Annotated in this window: 14 protein-coding genes; 7 read left to right on the forward strand and 7 right to left on the reverse strand. The window is 72.2% G+C overall.

Annotated features, from left to right (window positions below):
• Nucleotide 1: 1 nt before the first annotated feature.
• From ACYVGN_RS07640 to ACYVGN_RS07670, 7 genes are all read right to left on the reverse strand, one after another.
• Nucleotides 2–1786, reverse strand: coding sequence for an ABC transporter permease (locus ACYVGN_RS07640; protein ID WP_460789889.1), 1785 nt, complete (start codon nucleotides 1784–1786; stop codon nucleotides 2–4).
• Nucleotides 1786–2865 carry an ABC transporter ATP-binding protein gene (locus ACYVGN_RS07645; protein ID WP_460789891.1) on the reverse strand — a complete coding sequence of 360 codons (1080 nt, stop codon included), beginning with the start codon at nucleotides 2863–2865 and terminating at the stop codon, nucleotides 1786–1788. Before ACYVGN_RS07645 ends, ACYVGN_RS07640 begins: the two co-directional genes overlap by 1 nt.
• Before the next feature lie 64 nt (nucleotides 2866–2929).
• Nucleotides 2930–3997: an extracellular solute-binding protein gene (locus tag ACYVGN_RS07650; protein WP_460789893.1), complete on the reverse strand. Its 1068-nt coding sequence runs from the start codon at nucleotides 3995–3997 to the stop codon at nucleotides 2930–2932.
• 156 nt (nucleotides 3998–4153) lie between these two features.
• A complete protein-coding gene (locus ACYVGN_RS07655; RefSeq protein WP_460789895.1) occupies nucleotides 4154–5170 on the reverse strand; it encodes a LacI family DNA-binding transcriptional regulator in 1017 nt (338 codons plus the stop codon).
• 59 nt (nucleotides 5171–5229) lie between these two features.
• Nucleotides 5230–5547 (reverse strand): chorismate mutase, encoded by a 318-nt coding sequence (locus ACYVGN_RS07660; protein ID WP_460789896.1) that lies wholly within the window; start codon nucleotides 5545–5547, stop codon nucleotides 5230–5232.
• 177 nt (nucleotides 5548–5724) lie between these two features.
• On the reverse strand, nucleotides 5725–7059 hold the full coding sequence (locus tag ACYVGN_RS07665) for a lactonase family protein (protein ID WP_460789898.1): 1335 nt from the start codon (nucleotides 7057–7059) through the stop codon (nucleotides 5725–5727).
• Between the two features lie 129 nt (nucleotides 7060–7188).
• Nucleotides 7189–8475 carry an adenylosuccinate synthase gene (locus tag ACYVGN_RS07670; RefSeq protein ID WP_460789900.1) on the reverse strand — a complete coding sequence of 429 codons (1287 nt, stop codon included), beginning with the start codon at nucleotides 8473–8475 and terminating at the stop codon, nucleotides 7189–7191.
• Between the two features lie 213 nt (nucleotides 8476–8688).
• Here ACYVGN_RS07670 and ACYVGN_RS07675 point away from each other — a divergent pair, with 213 nt between their 5' ends.
• From ACYVGN_RS07675 to ACYVGN_RS07705, 7 genes are read left to right on the forward strand one after another with little or no spacing between them, the layout of a single operon-like run.
• On the forward strand, nucleotides 8689–9717 hold the full coding sequence (locus ACYVGN_RS07675) for an AAA family ATPase (protein WP_460789901.1): 1029 nt from the start codon (nucleotides 8689–8691) through the stop codon (nucleotides 9715–9717).
• A 26-nt stretch (nucleotides 9718–9743) separates the two neighbouring features.
• Nucleotides 9744–10631 carry a DUF58 domain-containing protein gene (locus tag ACYVGN_RS07680; RefSeq protein WP_460789903.1) on the forward strand — a complete coding sequence of 296 codons (888 nt, stop codon included), beginning with the start codon at nucleotides 9744–9746 and terminating at the stop codon, nucleotides 10629–10631.
• Nucleotides 10618–11100, forward strand: a complete 483-nt coding sequence (locus ACYVGN_RS07685; protein WP_055987716.1) for a hypothetical protein — start codon at nucleotides 10618–10620, stop codon at nucleotides 11098–11100. Before ACYVGN_RS07680 ends, ACYVGN_RS07685 begins: the two co-directional genes overlap by 14 nt.
• Nucleotides 11091–12089 (forward strand): VWA domain-containing protein, encoded by a 999-nt coding sequence (locus tag ACYVGN_RS07690; protein WP_230668216.1) that lies wholly within the window; start codon nucleotides 11091–11093, stop codon nucleotides 12087–12089. Before ACYVGN_RS07685 ends, ACYVGN_RS07690 begins: the two co-directional genes overlap by 10 nt.
• Nucleotides 12086–13090 (forward strand): vWA domain-containing protein, encoded by a 1005-nt coding sequence (locus ACYVGN_RS07695; protein ID WP_460789906.1) that lies wholly within the window; start codon nucleotides 12086–12088, stop codon nucleotides 13088–13090. Before ACYVGN_RS07690 ends, ACYVGN_RS07695 begins: the two co-directional genes overlap by 4 nt.
• The gene (locus ACYVGN_RS07700; protein ID WP_460789908.1) at nucleotides 13087–13830 is read left to right on the forward strand and encodes a hypothetical protein; all 744 of its coding nucleotides are present in this window, start codon (nucleotides 13087–13089) and stop codon (nucleotides 13828–13830) included. Before ACYVGN_RS07695 ends, ACYVGN_RS07700 begins: the two co-directional genes overlap by 4 nt.
• Nucleotides 13824–14945, forward strand: coding sequence for a hypothetical protein (locus ACYVGN_RS07705; protein ID WP_460789910.1), 1122 nt, complete (start codon nucleotides 13824–13826; stop codon nucleotides 14943–14945). Before ACYVGN_RS07700 ends, ACYVGN_RS07705 begins: the two co-directional genes overlap by 7 nt.
• The last annotated feature ends 20 nt before the right edge of the window (nucleotides 14946–14965 follow it).

Here is a 14965-nt window from a genome sequence, read left to right on the forward strand (position 1 = left end):
ATCACGCCTTCACGGCGGGGGCGACCGCGGGAACGCCGGCCGCTGCGGCGGGCACCGCCGCGGCGTCGCCGCGCGGGCCCCGCTCGATGAAGTTCACGAGCAGCAGCACCACGAAGATGATCGCGATCTGCAGCGCGCCGTACGCGGCGGCCGACCCGAGGTCGGCCGAGTAGAGCCGGTTGTAGATCTCGATCGACATCGGTGGGTAGCCGACCGGATAGACGACGGCCGAGGCGACGTACTCTCCCACGCCGTCGATGAAGGCGAGCAGTGCACCCGCCAGCACGCCCTTCCACACCAGCGGCATGACGACCGTCATGATCGAGCGGACCGGCGAGGCGCCGAGCGACTGCGCCGCCTCGTCGACCGACGGATCCAGCGTGTCGATGGACGCGCTCGTCTCGCGGAAGACGAGCGGCACGTACCGCACGAAATACGCCACCGGGAGGATGAGCAGCGAGCCCACGAGCACGAGACCGAGGTTAGACCAGGTGGGGGTCGCGAAGGCGGTCACCACGTTGACGCCGATGACCGTGCCGGGGAGCGCCCAGGGCAGCATCACCATGGCGTCGAGCAGCCCTCTGCCCTTGCGGAGCGGCCAGCGGGAGATGATCCAGGCGGCCGAGGCGCCGATGACCACGGCGACGAGGGTCGCGTAGAGCGCCATCTGCAGCGAGACGTTGATCGGGAACAGCGACTCGGGGTCGGTGAAGATCGACAGGTAGTTCTCGAGCGTGTACTCGGGCGGGAGCACCTGCGTCGTCCACGTGCGGTTGCGCGAGAACGAGACCAGCACGATCACCGCGACCGGCGCGATCAGGATGAGCGCGAGCAGCAGGCTCCCCGCGCCCGCCAGCGCCGACGCCCACCCCGTCGTGCGGGTCCGCGTGCGCTGGATGCCCTTCGACAGGCTCCGGTACGTCTGGCGCCCCTGGTACCAGCGCATCAGGAAGAGGAACCCGATCGAGACGACCGCCAGGACCGTCGACTGCGCGGCGGCCAGCTCGTAGTTGCCGCCCACGCGCGTGGAGACGATCTGCATCGTGAGCGTCTGGACGTTGTAGAGCTGCGGCGCCGTGAACGACGCCATCGACGTCATGAAGGTCAGAAGCGAGCCGGCGACGAGAGCCGGCGTCAGCATCGGCAGCACGACCGTCGCCCACACCTTCCACTTGGGCGCGCCCAGTCCCGCGGCGGCCTCTTCGAGGGAGGTGTCCATGCCGGCGAGCCCGGCCGACACGGAGAGATAGAAGTACGGGTACATCGTGAGGACGTGCACCAGCAGCACGCCGCTCACGCCGCTGACCGAGACGAGGCCCGCGTCGATCCCGATCAGCGCTTCGGCCGCGCGCGGGAAGATCCCCGTCTCGTTGTAGAGGAGGGTGAACGCCATCGCGCCGATGAGCGACGGCAGCGCCAGCGGCAGCACCGCGAGGACCGACAGCAGCCGCCGTCCCGGGAAGTCGAAGCGAGTGAGCAGCACGGCCAGCGCGGTCCCCACGACCGCGCACAGCGCGACGGTGGCGAGCGAGGTGCCGACGGACAGCATGAGGGCACGCTGCGATCCCCCGGAGAGGAAGTTCGAGTAGTTCGCCCAGAAGCCGTTGCCGCCCGTGCTCTGCCCCGCCGTCTGCAGCATCGGCAGCACGACGAAGAACACGATGACGGCGAAGACCGGGAGGGCGAGGAACACGACGAAGCGCTCGCCGGGCGTCAGCCGCCGGCGTCCGCGGGCGTCGCCGTCGGTGGCGAGCACCTCGGTCCGGGTGTGTACGGCCTGCGACATCAGGCCCGCCCGGTGGTCGACTCGGGGATGAGCCAGCCCGCACGCGGGTCGACGACCAGCGCGACGCGGGCGCCCTCCTCGACATCGATGTTGGGGGTCGACACGGAGATCGAGGCGCCCGCGATGTCCACGTCCAGCATGGCGGTCGACCCGAGGAACTCCTTCGCCGTGACCACGCCGTGCAGGGCCGCCTCGGCCTCCCCGACCACGCGCAGCACCTCGGGCCGGAGCGAGACCTCGACTTCCTGGCCTCCGGTGACGGGCGCCTCGGGAAGCCGGCGCACCACGAGGTCCGCATCGCCGACCCGCACCGTCGCGGTGTCGCCGGCCACGTCGCGCACGACGCCCGGCACCACGTTGCTGCGCCCGATGAACCGGGCGACGAACGCGGTGGCAGGCTCGCTGTAGATCCTCCGGGGCGTGTCCACCTGATGTGCGCGCCCGTCGGCGAGCACGGCGATCCTGTCGCTCATCGCCATGGCCTCGGCTTGATCGTGAGTCACGTAGATCGCCGTGGTCGCGGCGGCCTTCTGGACCTCGCGGATCTGCATGCGCGTCTCCTCGCGCAGCTTCGCGTCGAGGTTGGAGAGCGGCTCGTCGAGCAGCAGCACCTCCGGCTCGATCACGATCGCGCGGGCAAGGGCGACCCGCTGCTGCTGCCCGCCGGAGAGCTGATCGATCCGCCGCGAGCCGTAGCCGCTCAGGCCGACGCGCTCGAGCGCCTTGTCGACCTTCGCGTCGCGCTCGGACTTCGCGACCTTGCGGAGCTTGAGCCCGTAGGCGACGTTGTCGGCGACGCTCAGGTGCGGGAACAGCGCGTAGTTCTGGAACACCATCCCGATGCCCCGCTTGTGGGCGGGCATCCGCGTGACGTCGCGGTCGCCGAACCGGATCGCGCCGGCGGTCGGCGACACGAAGCCGGCGATCATCCGGAGGAGGGTCGACTTGCCGCAGCCGGACGGCCCGAGGAGGGTGAAGAACTCCCCCGCCTGAACATCGATGTCGACCGTCACGGTCGGGGCGGCGCCCTGCTGCTCGCCGTAGGTCTTGCTGAGGCCGTCCAGATGAATGGGGATCACGGCATCCTCGTCTTTCGTGCATGGGGCCGGTCGGCCGGGCGCAAACCCGGCCGACCGGCGGGGATCAGCCCTGGTTCTTGATGTTCTCGAGCCAGTAGTCGATCCACTCCGTCTCGTGCTCCGCGACCAGCTCCTTGTCGTACTCGAGCTCCTTGAGGGTCAGCGGCTCGAGCCACGCGGGCGGGTTCTCGATCTCGACGGTCGGGATCTGGAAGGCGTTGTTGACCAGCCAGTCCTGGGTCTCGGGGCTGAAGATGAACTCCGCGAACGCCTCCGCGCCCTCCGGGTTCGGGCCGCCCGCGACCTTGGCGATGCCGTCCATGTTGATCGGCGATCCCGACTCCGGCTCGATGATGCCGAAGGCCGCGCCCTGCTCCGCCTGGGCCAGGATGTCCTGGTGGTTCCACAGTGTGATCGGGGCCTCCTGACGCTCGAGGCGCAGGTACAGGTCCTCCGGGTTGGCCGCGTAGTCCTTCGTGTTGGCGTCGAGGGCGCGAAGCCACTCGTAGCCGCGCTCGGGGTTGCCGTCCTCCTCGTAGAAGCGCGCGATCATGGCGGCGTAGATGCCGCGCATGGTGCCGGATGCGGCCACGTCGCGGATGAGGATCTGGTCCTTCCACTTGGGATCGATCAGGTCGTCCCAGTCCTTCGGCGCCTCATCCTCGGACAGCATGTCGGTGTTGTAGGCGATCAGCTGCAGCTGGCGCATCTCGGCCACCCACTTGTCGTCGCTGAACTGGAACTCGTCCTCGACGAGGTCGAGCACGGCGTCGCCCCAGGGCTCGACGAGGTCCTCCTCGGCGGCGGGCGTGAAGAGGGAGGGCGTGCCGCCCCACCAGACGTCTGCCTGCACGTTGTCCTTCTCGGCCCGGATGCGGTCGGCGACCTCCGCGGCGCCGAGCGTCACCAGCTGGACGTCGTAGCCGCTGGCCTCCTCGAACATCGGAATGATCTCGTCGGTGATGGCGGACGGCCGCGGCGAGTAGATCGTCACCGTGCCGCCGCCCTCGGGTGCACTCGCGCCGCCTCCGCCCGAGCCGCCCGAGCCGGCGGGCTGCTGGAGACCGCAGCCCGTCAGCGCGACTCCGAGTGCTGTGATCGCCGCACCCGCGGCGAGGATTCTGCGGTTCATTCCAGGTGCCCCCTTTGGCCCAAGGTCGTGTGCGCCCGTCCTGCGGACGGAGGTGGTAGATCGATCCACCACGTCACTGCCACAGTGCCAGAGGGCGATGCCGGTGTCAAAGCGACGCACGTCACGATCCGATCACGTGCGCGACGTGTCCGGATCTCAGGGGTGGGGACCGCACGACTCCCGCACGATGAGGCGGGGCGTCTGCAGGTGCGAGGTCGGCTCCCGGCCGAGCTCGAGCGCCGCGACCAGCTCCCGGGCCGCCTGCCGCCCCATGTCGAAGCCGTTCGTCTCGATCGTCGTGATGGAAGGGATGAAGTAGCGGGCGGCCGCGACTCCGTCGTATCCGATCACCCGGACGGCGTCCAGCAGCCCCGCGTCGTAGAGGGCGCGCTCGAACCCCATGGCCGTCGCGTCCCCGTGGCACAGGACGCCGTCCGGCAGCGACCCGTCCGCGATCAGCCGGCGCCCGAGCTCCAGGCCGCCCTCGCCGCTGGGTTCCCCCTCGAAGTCGCTGAGCGTGACCTCGGCGCCGCGCGCCCGGATGGCCGAGCGCACGCCGTCGAGCCGGTCGATCCGTGAGGCGATGTCCGGCCAGCCGCCGACATAGGCGATGGAGCGGCAGCCGTGATCGAGCAGGTGGTCGGCGGCGAGCCGCCCGCCGAGGACGTCGTCCGGACCGACGTAGGGCGCGACATCCGCGGATCCGTCCTGTCCCGCGATGTATCGCGAGACGAACACGCTCGGCACACCCCAGTCGTCCAGCGTGCGCAGCAGGTCGTCGCCGCTGCCCGTCGCCGGGATGATCGCGAGCCCGGCCACCGCGTGCTCCCTGAGGGTGCTGACCGCCTGCCGCTGGCGCTCCAGCAGATCCATCGTCGACACGACGAGCGACGTGTAGCCCGCCTCGGTGAAGGTCGACTCCAGCCCGAGAAGGAGCTCGCCGAAGTGGGGGCGGTGGATGTTCGTGACCACCACGCCGATCGCGCGCGACGTCTTGCGCCGCAGCGCCCCGGCGGCCTGGTGGTAGACGTACCCGAGCTCCGTCATCGCAGAGCGCACACGATCGCGCGTCTCGTCCGAGATCCGCCCGGTGCCCATCACGACGTTGGACGCGGTCGTGCGCGAGACGCCGGCCGCCTTGGCCACGTCCCGCAGCGTCACACGGCGGCTCATGTCGGCCACGGTACCCGCTCTCGCCACGCCACCCGGTGCCACGGGGCCCGCGCGGCAGGTCAGACCCGCTCGTTCGCCTCGGCGCCGGCCTCGACGTGGTGGCGGATGACCTCGGCCACGACGAAGTTGAACCACTTCTCCGCGAACTCCGGGTCCAGGTGCGCGGCCTCAGCGAGCGAGCGGAGGCGGGCGACCTGCTGCTCCTCGCGGCGGGGGTCGGACGCCGGCATGGCGTGACGCGCCTTGAGCTGACCGACCTGCTGCGTGGCCCGGAAGCGCTCGGCGAGCAGATACACCAGCGCGGCGTCGATGTTGTCGATGCTCGCGCGCAGGCGCTGCAGCGTCTCCTCGGGCTTCTCGATCGGCGCGTCGGTCATACGTCGAGGTTACCGGCGCGGGAGGACGGCAGAATCGCCCGTGCGGCCGGGATCGCCCGACACAGCGCAGGACTTCCCGCGCCACGTCCGCGTGTCGGGCCGCCCCGACCCGGCTGACACGCGCGGGATCGGTCAGAGATCCTGCGTTGTGTCGGAGAACGCCGGGAGACCGCGCGGCTACCGCACGGGCAGGATGTGCTGCGGCGTCGGCACGCCCAGGCGGTGGCGGGCGCGACCGGGCACACCGGTGCGCTCGTCGACGCTCAGCGACACGATCTCGTCCGAGCCCTGACCGGCCACCAGCAGGGTGTCGCGCAGGATGACGTGGTGGCGCGGCTTGCGCACGCCCGACTCGGCGAGCGCGACCTGCTCGAGGCGGTCGCCCTCGCCGCGCACGCGCAGCACCGCGATCGTGTCGCTGCCGCGCAGGCCGGCGTACAGGAACCCCCCGTCGCGCGAGCGGGCCAGCTCGGCCGCGGTGTCGCCGGGGAGCGACCCGGGTGAGGCGGCGAGCCCCGAGCGCAGCGCCCACTTGCCGTCCTGCCCGGGCGAGAGCACGAACACCTCGCACGTGTACTCGGTCACGACGTAGAGGTGGCCGCTGGGGTGCAGGACCATGTGCCGCGGCCCGGTCCCGAGAGGCAGAGCCACCTCGTGATCGAGCGTCACGCCGCGCGGCGACGTGCGCCAGAAGCGCACCAGGTCGAAGCCGAGGTCGGTGGTCGCGACGAGCCCGCGCGGCAGGAACACGGAGCAGTGCGCGCGCGGCGTGCGCGGCTCATCCGGGGTCTCCGCGGCGCCGCTGAAGTCGACGGCGCCAGCGAGGGGCGACCCCTGCTCGTGGGGTGCGCCGCGCAGGATGTCGCGCACCGCCGGGTCGTCGAACGGGTTCTTGGACTGCCCCAGCAGCGCGAGGATCTCGTCGAGCCCGGCGTCCGCGCCGATCGCCGGGGTCGGGGTGGCTCCGGCGAGCATGGCCGCGAGCTGCGACGCGTCGGCGCCCCGCTCGACCAGGGAACGGAGGTCGGCGACCCCGCCCTGCTCCGCGACGAGCGCGGCCGCGTCGGGGGCCGGGCGCGGCGCGCCGTCGCCGTAGGGGTCGGCGGAGGGCTCCGCCTCGGTGCGCGCGCCGAGTCGGCCGGCCCCGTCGAGCGCCACGTGGGTGACGGTGCCGTCCCCCCACGCGGCCGCGAGCAGGTGCGACCCGTCGGGCGCGACGCTGACGTGGCACACGGTCTCGCCCGCCTCGACCGGCGCGCCCAGCGGTGCGAGGGTCGCCTCCCCCGTGCGGCGGTACGCCGCCACGCGGCCCTGCCCCTCGAGCGCGGCGTACACCACGTCGAGCGTGGGATGCGCGGCGAGCCACGTCGGCGAGAGCGCCTCGACCGCGTCGCCGACGAGAGCCAGCGGCCCGCTCGCGAGCGGCGAGTCCGGCTCGCCGGCCGTGCCGGCCATGATGCCGCGCGCCTCGGACCTCATGTCGGCGCCGCGCGCCCCGATCCAGAACCTCATGCCGTCGATCCTCTCAGTGGTGAGACTGCGATCCCGCGCTGAGACGGCAGTGGCCCGCTGCGGTCTCAGCGCGGCGATGCGGTCTCAGCGGGGCGCGATGCCGCATCGGACGGCCGAGACCGCAGACACTCAGTCCACGAGGTCGTGGCGCACGATCACGGCGTCGCGGGCGGGGCCCACTCCGATCACCGAGATGCGCGTGCCGCTCATCTTCTCGAGCGCGAGCACGTAGTCCTGCGCGTTCTGGGGCAGGTCCTCGAACGTGCGGGCCGTCGAGATGTCCTCCTGCCATCCGGGGAACATCTCCAGGATCGGCTTGGCGTGGTGGAAGTCCGTCTGGTTCACGGGCAGCTCGTCGAAGCGGGTGCCGTCGACGTCGTACGCCACGCACACGGGGATCTCGTCGAGCCCGGTCAGGATGTCCAGCTTGGTCAGCACGAGGTCGGTGATGCCGTTCACGCGCGTGGCGTAGCGCGTGATGGGGGCGTCGTACCAGCCGACGCGGCGCGGGCGGCCGGTCGTGGTGCCGAACTCGAAGCCGCGCTTGCGCAGCCAGTCGCCCTGCTCGTCGAACAGCTCGGTCGGGAACGGGCCCGAGCCGACGCGCGTCGTGTAGGCCTTCACGATGCCGACGATGCGGTCGAGACGGCCCGGGCCGACGCCCGATCCGGTCGAGGCGCCACCCGCCGTCGCGGACGACGACGTGACGAACGGGTAGGTGCCGTGGTCGACGTCCAGCATCGTGGCCTGTCCGCCCTCGAACACCACCACGTCGCCGGCGTCGAGCGCCTCGTTCAGCAGCAGGCCGGTGTCGGCGACCATCGGCTTGATGCGGTCGGCGTAGGACAGCAGATCCTCGAGGATCTCGTCGCACGTGATCGCGCGGCGGTTGAACACCTTCACCAGCAGGTGGTTCTTCTGGTCGAGCGCGCCCTCGATCTTCTGGCGCAGGATCGACTCGTCGAACAGGTCCTGCACGCGGATGCCGACGCGGTTGATCTTGTCGGCGTAGGCCGGGCCGATGCCGCGGCCCGTGGTGCCGATCTGGCGCTTGCCGAGGAAGCGCTCCGTGACCTTGTCGAGCGTGCGGTGGTAGTGCGTGATGATGTGCGCGTTGGCGCTCACCTTGAGCTTCGAGACGTCGATGCCGCGGGCCGACAGCGCGTCGAGCTCGGCGAACAGCACCTCGAGGTCGATGACCACGCCGTTGCCGATCACGGGGGTCACGCCGGGCGACAGGATGCCCGACGGCAGCAGGTGCAGCGCGTACTTCTCGTCGCCGATCACGACGGTGTGGCCGGCGTTGTTGCCGCCGTTGAACTTGACGACCCAGTCGGTGCGGTCCCCGAGGAGGTCGGTGGCCTTGCCCTTGCCCTCGTCGCCCCACTGGACGCCGACGATCACGATGCCTGGCATGGGTTTCCCCTTGTCTGTGCACGAGCCCACGGCTCGGTTTGCCCACGACCTCTCTCCCGGTTTTCGGGCTGCGTTCTGGGCCGGTCCCAGTCTATCGGGGAGGGCAGAAGCACCCGCAGACCGGCCGGTGCACTGCGGTCGCCGCGCACTAGGCTGACCGCCGGGGGACGGTCGCGCGCGAGCGGACGCCTCCCGCTCGCGAAGGGGGAGCGCATGGATCCGCAGGCCGCAGTTCAGCAGGGCGCCGCGCAGGGGGCGGGGCCGACCTCCGACGAGATGCGCCGCGCGACCGAGGTGCTGCGCGTCATCTCCGAGTCGTACTCCTCCAAGATGGTCGGCCAGGAGCGGCTGCGCACGAGCCTGCTGATCGGCCTGATCGCGGGCGGGCACATCCTGCTCGAGAGCGTGCCGGGCCTGGCCAAGACGACCGCGGCCAGCACGCTCGCCGACACGGTCGATGCGCAGTTCAAGCGCATCCAGTGCACGCCCGACCTGCTGCCGAGCGACATCACCGGCAACCAGGTGTACGACGCGAGCACGGGCTCGTTCCGCACGGTGCTCGGCCCCGTGCACGCGAACTTCGTGCTGCTCGACGAGATCAACCGCTCGAGCGCCAAGACCCAGAGCGCGATGCTCGAGGCGATGCAGGAGCACCAGACCACGATCGGCGGCGAGGTGCACCGCCTGCCCAAGCCGTTCCTCGTGATCGCCACGCAGAACCCGATCGAGCAGGAGGGCACGTACGAGCTGCCCGAGGCGCAGATGGACCGCTTCCTGCTCAAGGAGATCGTGGAGTACCCGAGCCCGCAGGAGGAGTTCGAGATCCTCGCGCGGATCGACTCGGGCGTGCTGGATCCCGAGCGCCACGTCCACACATCGGTCACGCTCGACGACGTGCATCTGCTGCAGGACGTCGCGAGTCGCATCCACGTCTCCGCCGCGATCCGCAACTACATCGTCGGCATCGCGTACGTGACGCGGAACGCGGCGCCGTACATCGGCGAGGAGCAGGCGCGGTACATCAAGTACGGCGCGAGCCCTCGCGCCTCCATCGCGTTCCTGCAGGCCTCGCGCGCGCTGGCGCTGCTGAACGGCCGCCCGCACGTGCTGCCGGAGGACATCCGGAGCCTGCGCCACCTGGTGCTGCGGCACCGCGTGCTGCTGAACTTCGAGGCAGAGGCCGACGGGGTGCGCAGCGAGCACATCATCGACCAGATCTTCGCGGCCGTCCCGACGCCCTGAGGCCCCGCCCCGATCACGGCGACCCCATGACCACCCTCATCACGCGCGTGAAGAGCAAGCTCTTCATCCACGCCACGAAGAAGTCGATGCACGCGCTCGACGGCGCGTACGCATCGCTGCTGCGCGGCCGCAGCAACGACTTCGAGGACCTGCGCAAGTACGAGCACGGCGACGAGGTGCGCGACATCGACTGGCGGGCCACGGCGCGGCTGGGCACGCTGCTCGTCAAGCGCACGCGCGCCATCCGCGCGCACACCGTGCTGTTCGTGATCGACACGGGCCGGGCGATGGGCGCACTGGCGGGCGACGAGCGGTCCAAGCGCGAGCTCGCGGTGCTGGCCGTCGGCGCGCTCGGCATGCTCACGCTGCGGCACGACGACGACTTCTCGGTCGTCTTCGGCGACGCCGCGCGGGTGCGGCGCCTGCCTCCCAAGAGGAGCGAGGGCGCGCTCGAGCACGCGCTGCGCGCGATCGACGGCGCCATCCGCGACGCGGATGCGGCGAGCGCGCGCGAGCGCCTGCTCGACTTCGTGGCGCGCACGATCGCGCGCCGGATGATCGTGGTGGTCGTCACGGACGAGGCGCCGGTCACGGCCGAGACGGAGCGGCTGCTGCGCCGGCTGCGCACGCAGCACGACCTGGTGTGGCTCACGCTGCGGGATGCGGATCCGATCCGCTCGCGCGCGGGCCGCGACGGGCGCCGCGACGTGGACAGCGGCTGGCGCGTGCCCGACTTCCTGCACGGCGACCCCGCGATCGCGACCGAGCTCGCCGCCGAGCGCGCGGCGGCGGACGCGCGGCGCGCCGAGGTGCTGACGGCCCTCGAGATCAGCCACGCCGAGCTCGCGTCGCAGGACGACGCCGTGCCGGCGCTGCTGCGCATGCTCAGCCGGAGGGCGCATGTCGGAGCCTGACGAGCTGTACCCGCCCGTGCAGTACGCGCCCGGCTGGATGCTGCTGGCGTTCGGGGTGATCGCCCTGGTCATCCTGGCGTTCTGGCTGATCCTGTTCCTCACGCGGCAGCGCCGGCCGAGGCGCGAGGCCGGGGAGCCGGCCCCCAGCGTGCTCGACGCGGTCGCGCAGCTGCGCCACGAGTACCTCGCGGACATCGACGAGATCGAGCGGGCGTACCGCGCCCACGAGCTGGATGCGCGGCGGGCCAACCTCGAGCTCAGCCGCCTGACCCGCCGCTTCGTGAACGAATACAGCGGCCTGGAGGCGCCCGTGCTGGCGCTCGACGACCTGGTCGCGCGCGGCGTGCAGCCGAGCCTCGTGGACGCGCTGCGCCGCCACTACTACCCGAGCATCTTCGGGCGCGGGCCCGCGATCGATCCGCTCGCGGGCGCCGCGGCGGCGCGCAGGGTGGTGGCCGAATGGCACTGATCCCGATGCACCTCGCGACCCCGTGGCTCATCGCCGTCGCGGTGCTCATCGTGGGCGCCGCGATCGGGCTCGGCGTGCTGCTCGCCCGACGCGGCGGGGCGTCGGGCGGCGACGCCCTGCCGGTCGCGCGCGCCGAGCGGCTGCGTGAGCTCCCCAGCGTCGTGCGCGCCACGCGGCGCCGCGCCGCCGCGGTCGCGGGAGCGCTCGGGCTTCTCGTCGCGGCCGCCGGCGTGGCCGGGGTGGTCGCGGCCCGGCCTCTCGCGGCGCAGACCATCCAGCCGGTCGACACGAGCCGCGACATCATGCTGTGCCTCGACGTGTCGGGCTCGATGAGCGAAGTCGACGTCGAGGTCATCGAGGTGTTCGAGGAGCTGGTCGACGGCTTCGAGGGCGAGCGCATCGGGCTCACGATCTTCAACAGCTCGCCCGTGCAGGTCTTCCCCCTCACGGACGACTACGCGTTCGTGCGCGCCCACCTCGCCACGATCAGGGCGAGCTTCGACGACCACAGGAGCGAGATCCCCGAGCACTGGGTGGGCACGCTCAACGGCGCGGGCGCCTCGCTGATCGGCGATGGCCTCGCCGCCTGCGCTCTGCGGTTCGACCACCGCGACGACGAGCGGTCGCGGACGATCATCCTCGCGACCGACAACGAGGTGTTCGGCGCCGGCGTGGTCACGCTCGACGAGGCCGCGGCCTACGCCGCCTCCGCGGGCGTGCGCGTGTTCGCACTCAACCCGGTCGAGGGCAAGGACGCGCGGGCCAGTGCGGAGCTGATCGCGGCGGCCGAGGCCACGGGCGGGCAGGCGTACGCACTGCGCGGCGCGACGACCGTGGGCGAGATCATCGACGAGGTGCAGGAGGAGGCGGCGACCGCGCTGCGCGGCGAGGCGCAGGTCGTGTGGCGCGACGTGCCGGACGTGTGGATCGTCGTGCTGCTCGCGGCCGTGCTGGGCGGCGCCGCGCTGATGTGGAGGGCGCGCCTGTGAACCTCGTCCTCCAGCCCGTCCTGCATCCGCTGCTGCTGATCCTGATCGCCGCCGCGGGCCTGTTCGTGACCGTCCGGTGCGTCGTCACCGCGCCGGACGGCCGCACGCGCACCGCCTGGATCGTGCGCACCGTGACCGTGCTGGCGTGCCTCGTGCTCGCGCTGCGCCCGGGCATCCCGGGCGGGCAGTCGCAGACCCTGGCGACCGACACCGACGTCGTGATCCTGGTCGACAGCACCGCGAGCATCGTGGCCGAGGACTGGGCCGACGGCGCCCCGCGCCTGGACGGCGTGCGTGAGGACGTCGCGGCGCTGGTCGCGGAGTACCCCGGCGCGCGGTTCGCCCTGATCACGTTCGACGCGTCGGCCGAGCTGCGCCTGCCGCTCACGACCGACACGGCCGCGCTGCGCTCGGCCATGGAGGCGCTGCGCCCCGAGCCCACGCAGAACTCGCGCGGCAGCTCGATCGGGATCGCGGCCGACCTGCTCGAGGAGACCCTGCGGAACGCTGCGGCGTCGTCCGAGCGTTCACGCATGGTCTTCTACCTCGGAGACGGCGAGCAGACCGCCGCGTCGCAGCCCGAGTCGTTCCGCGGCGGCGGCGAGCTCGTCGACGGCGGCGCCGTCTTCGGCTACGGCACGGCAGAGGGCGGCCGGATGAAGGTGCAGACGGGCGGGCTCGGCGAGGGCGCCGACGAGTACATCCAGGACGGAGACGAGCCCGCGCTCTCGCGCATCGACGAGGACGCCCTGCGCACGATCGCCGCGGACCTCGGCGTCGAATACCAGCACCGCACACCCGGCACGGAGCCGTCGCTGCCGGCGGCGCCCACCTCCACGACCACGCAGCCCTCCGGCTCGACGGGCGACGTGACCGACCTGTCCTGGATCGTGGCGCTGATGGTCGTGGGCCTGCTCGCCGTGGACGCGGCGCTGCTCGCGGGCGCCATCCCGGGCATCCTGCGGATCGCGGGCCGGCGCGCGGAAGCGGGTGCGCCGTGACCACCCCGGACGACCTCGTCGCGGCGAACCGGCGCCGCGCACGGCTGCGGCGCATCCTGCTGTGGATCGCGGTGCCGCTCGCGGCGATCGCGCTGCTGCTGCCGGTCAAGATCCTCTCGATGTACGCGCTGGCGCACCGCACGATCACGGGGTACGTCGCGGGCGACCACCAGGGCGCGATCGCGGCCGCGGGCGTGCTGGGCGTCGCGAACTGGTTCGAGCCGTACAAGGCGCCGTACGACGCGGGCGTGCCCCTCGCGGCGTCCGGCCGGCTCGAGGAGGCCCGGGCGCTGTTCGAGCAGGCGCTGCCGCTCGCGCCCGGGCTCGAGGCGTGCGCCGTGTGGATCGACCTCGGCATCACGATCGAGTGGCAGGGCGACGCGGCCCGCCAGGCGGGCGACGAGGCCGCCGCGTCCCGGTTCTACACCGAGGGCCTGGAGGTCGTGGCCGACACCCCGGCCGAGTGCCACACGCCCGAGGCCGACGCCGCATCGCCGGATGAGGAGCGCAGCGCCGACCAGAGCATCGACGAGCTGGAGGAGCGGCTGCTCGAGAAGCAGCAGCCGCCGCCTCCCTCCGGCGGCGAGGGCGAGGAGCCGCCGCAGGAGGAGCAGCCCGAGCAGCCGTCGGAGGAGCAGCTCGAGGAGCTCGAGGACCGGCTGACGCAGGGGCAGGACGAGCGCGAGAACTCCGGCGGCGACGACGACGAGTCCGGATCGGGGACGGACCGGCCATGGTGAACGAGCAGCCGCGCCCCGCGCCTCGGCCCGACGCGCACACGGGGGCGCGCTACGTGGTGAAGTCGGACGGCGCTCCTCCCCTGCCGCCGCCCGGTGGGTATCGCGGCGCACGGCGGGTGCCCGTGCCCGGCGCCGCGGCGGTCGCGCCGCCACCGAGCCCGCCGCGCCCGCGGCCGGGCGTCCTCGGCTGGATCGCGCTCGGCGCCGCCGGGCTGTTCGCGCTCGCCCTGGTCCTCGCCTTCGCGCTCGGCGCCACGGACGCGCTGTACGGCGCGACGTTCCTCGCGTTCCAGCTCCTCGTGGTCGGGCTCGTCGTGGCCGCCCTGGTGACCGCGCGCGGGCGGACGCTCGGTGCATGGTCGCTCGCGCTCGTCCTGCTGATCAACGTGGGCACGGTCGGCGCGCTCAGCGCGACGCGGACCTCCGCGGAGGGCGGCTATGCGGGCACGAGGACCGAGGAGGAGCGGTTCCTCGAGGAGCACCCCGGCGTGAAGGGCGAGCGCCTCGAGGACACCCTCGGCCGCCCGTCCCTCGAGGAGGTGCGGGCGACCGCCGATGCCCTGTCGGCCGAGATCCGGGATCGACTCACGGCCGAGTACGGGTACACGTGGGCCGATCCGCTGCCCGAGGACCTGCGCCCCGAGCGCAACGGGTACGGCGGCGAGTCGATGCTCGTCCGGTTCGGCTCCGAGGTGTCGGCGACGAACGAGCCGATCCGCGGCCACGACCGGAAGCTGGCGGTCATGCGGACGATCGACGACGTGCTCGCCTCCCACGACTGGTGGGGCATGATCGCGTTCAACGACCCGGATCAGGGCCTGGACCCGAGCATCCTGGAGAAGTTCTACGGCAGCGCCGACCCCCGCACCCAGGTCACCTGGGAGTGGTACAGCGAGAGCCCCGACGGCCTGGTCGCGGTCTACGCCACCATGACGGACCTCTCCCACGACGCGACCGGCGAGTGGCGGACCGCGCGCGAGGCCGACCACGCACGCACGGGAGAGCCGCTCGAGGGCCTGCAGATCATGTTCTACGCCGAGCGGCTCCTGAGCGAGGCCGACGAGGACGAGTTCGAGCGCCGCATGTCCGAGTACGAGCTGCTGCCCGGCGGCTGACGTCCGACGCGGCGGGCGAT

It is taken from the genome of Microbacterium lacusdiani, assembly GCF_054779895.1.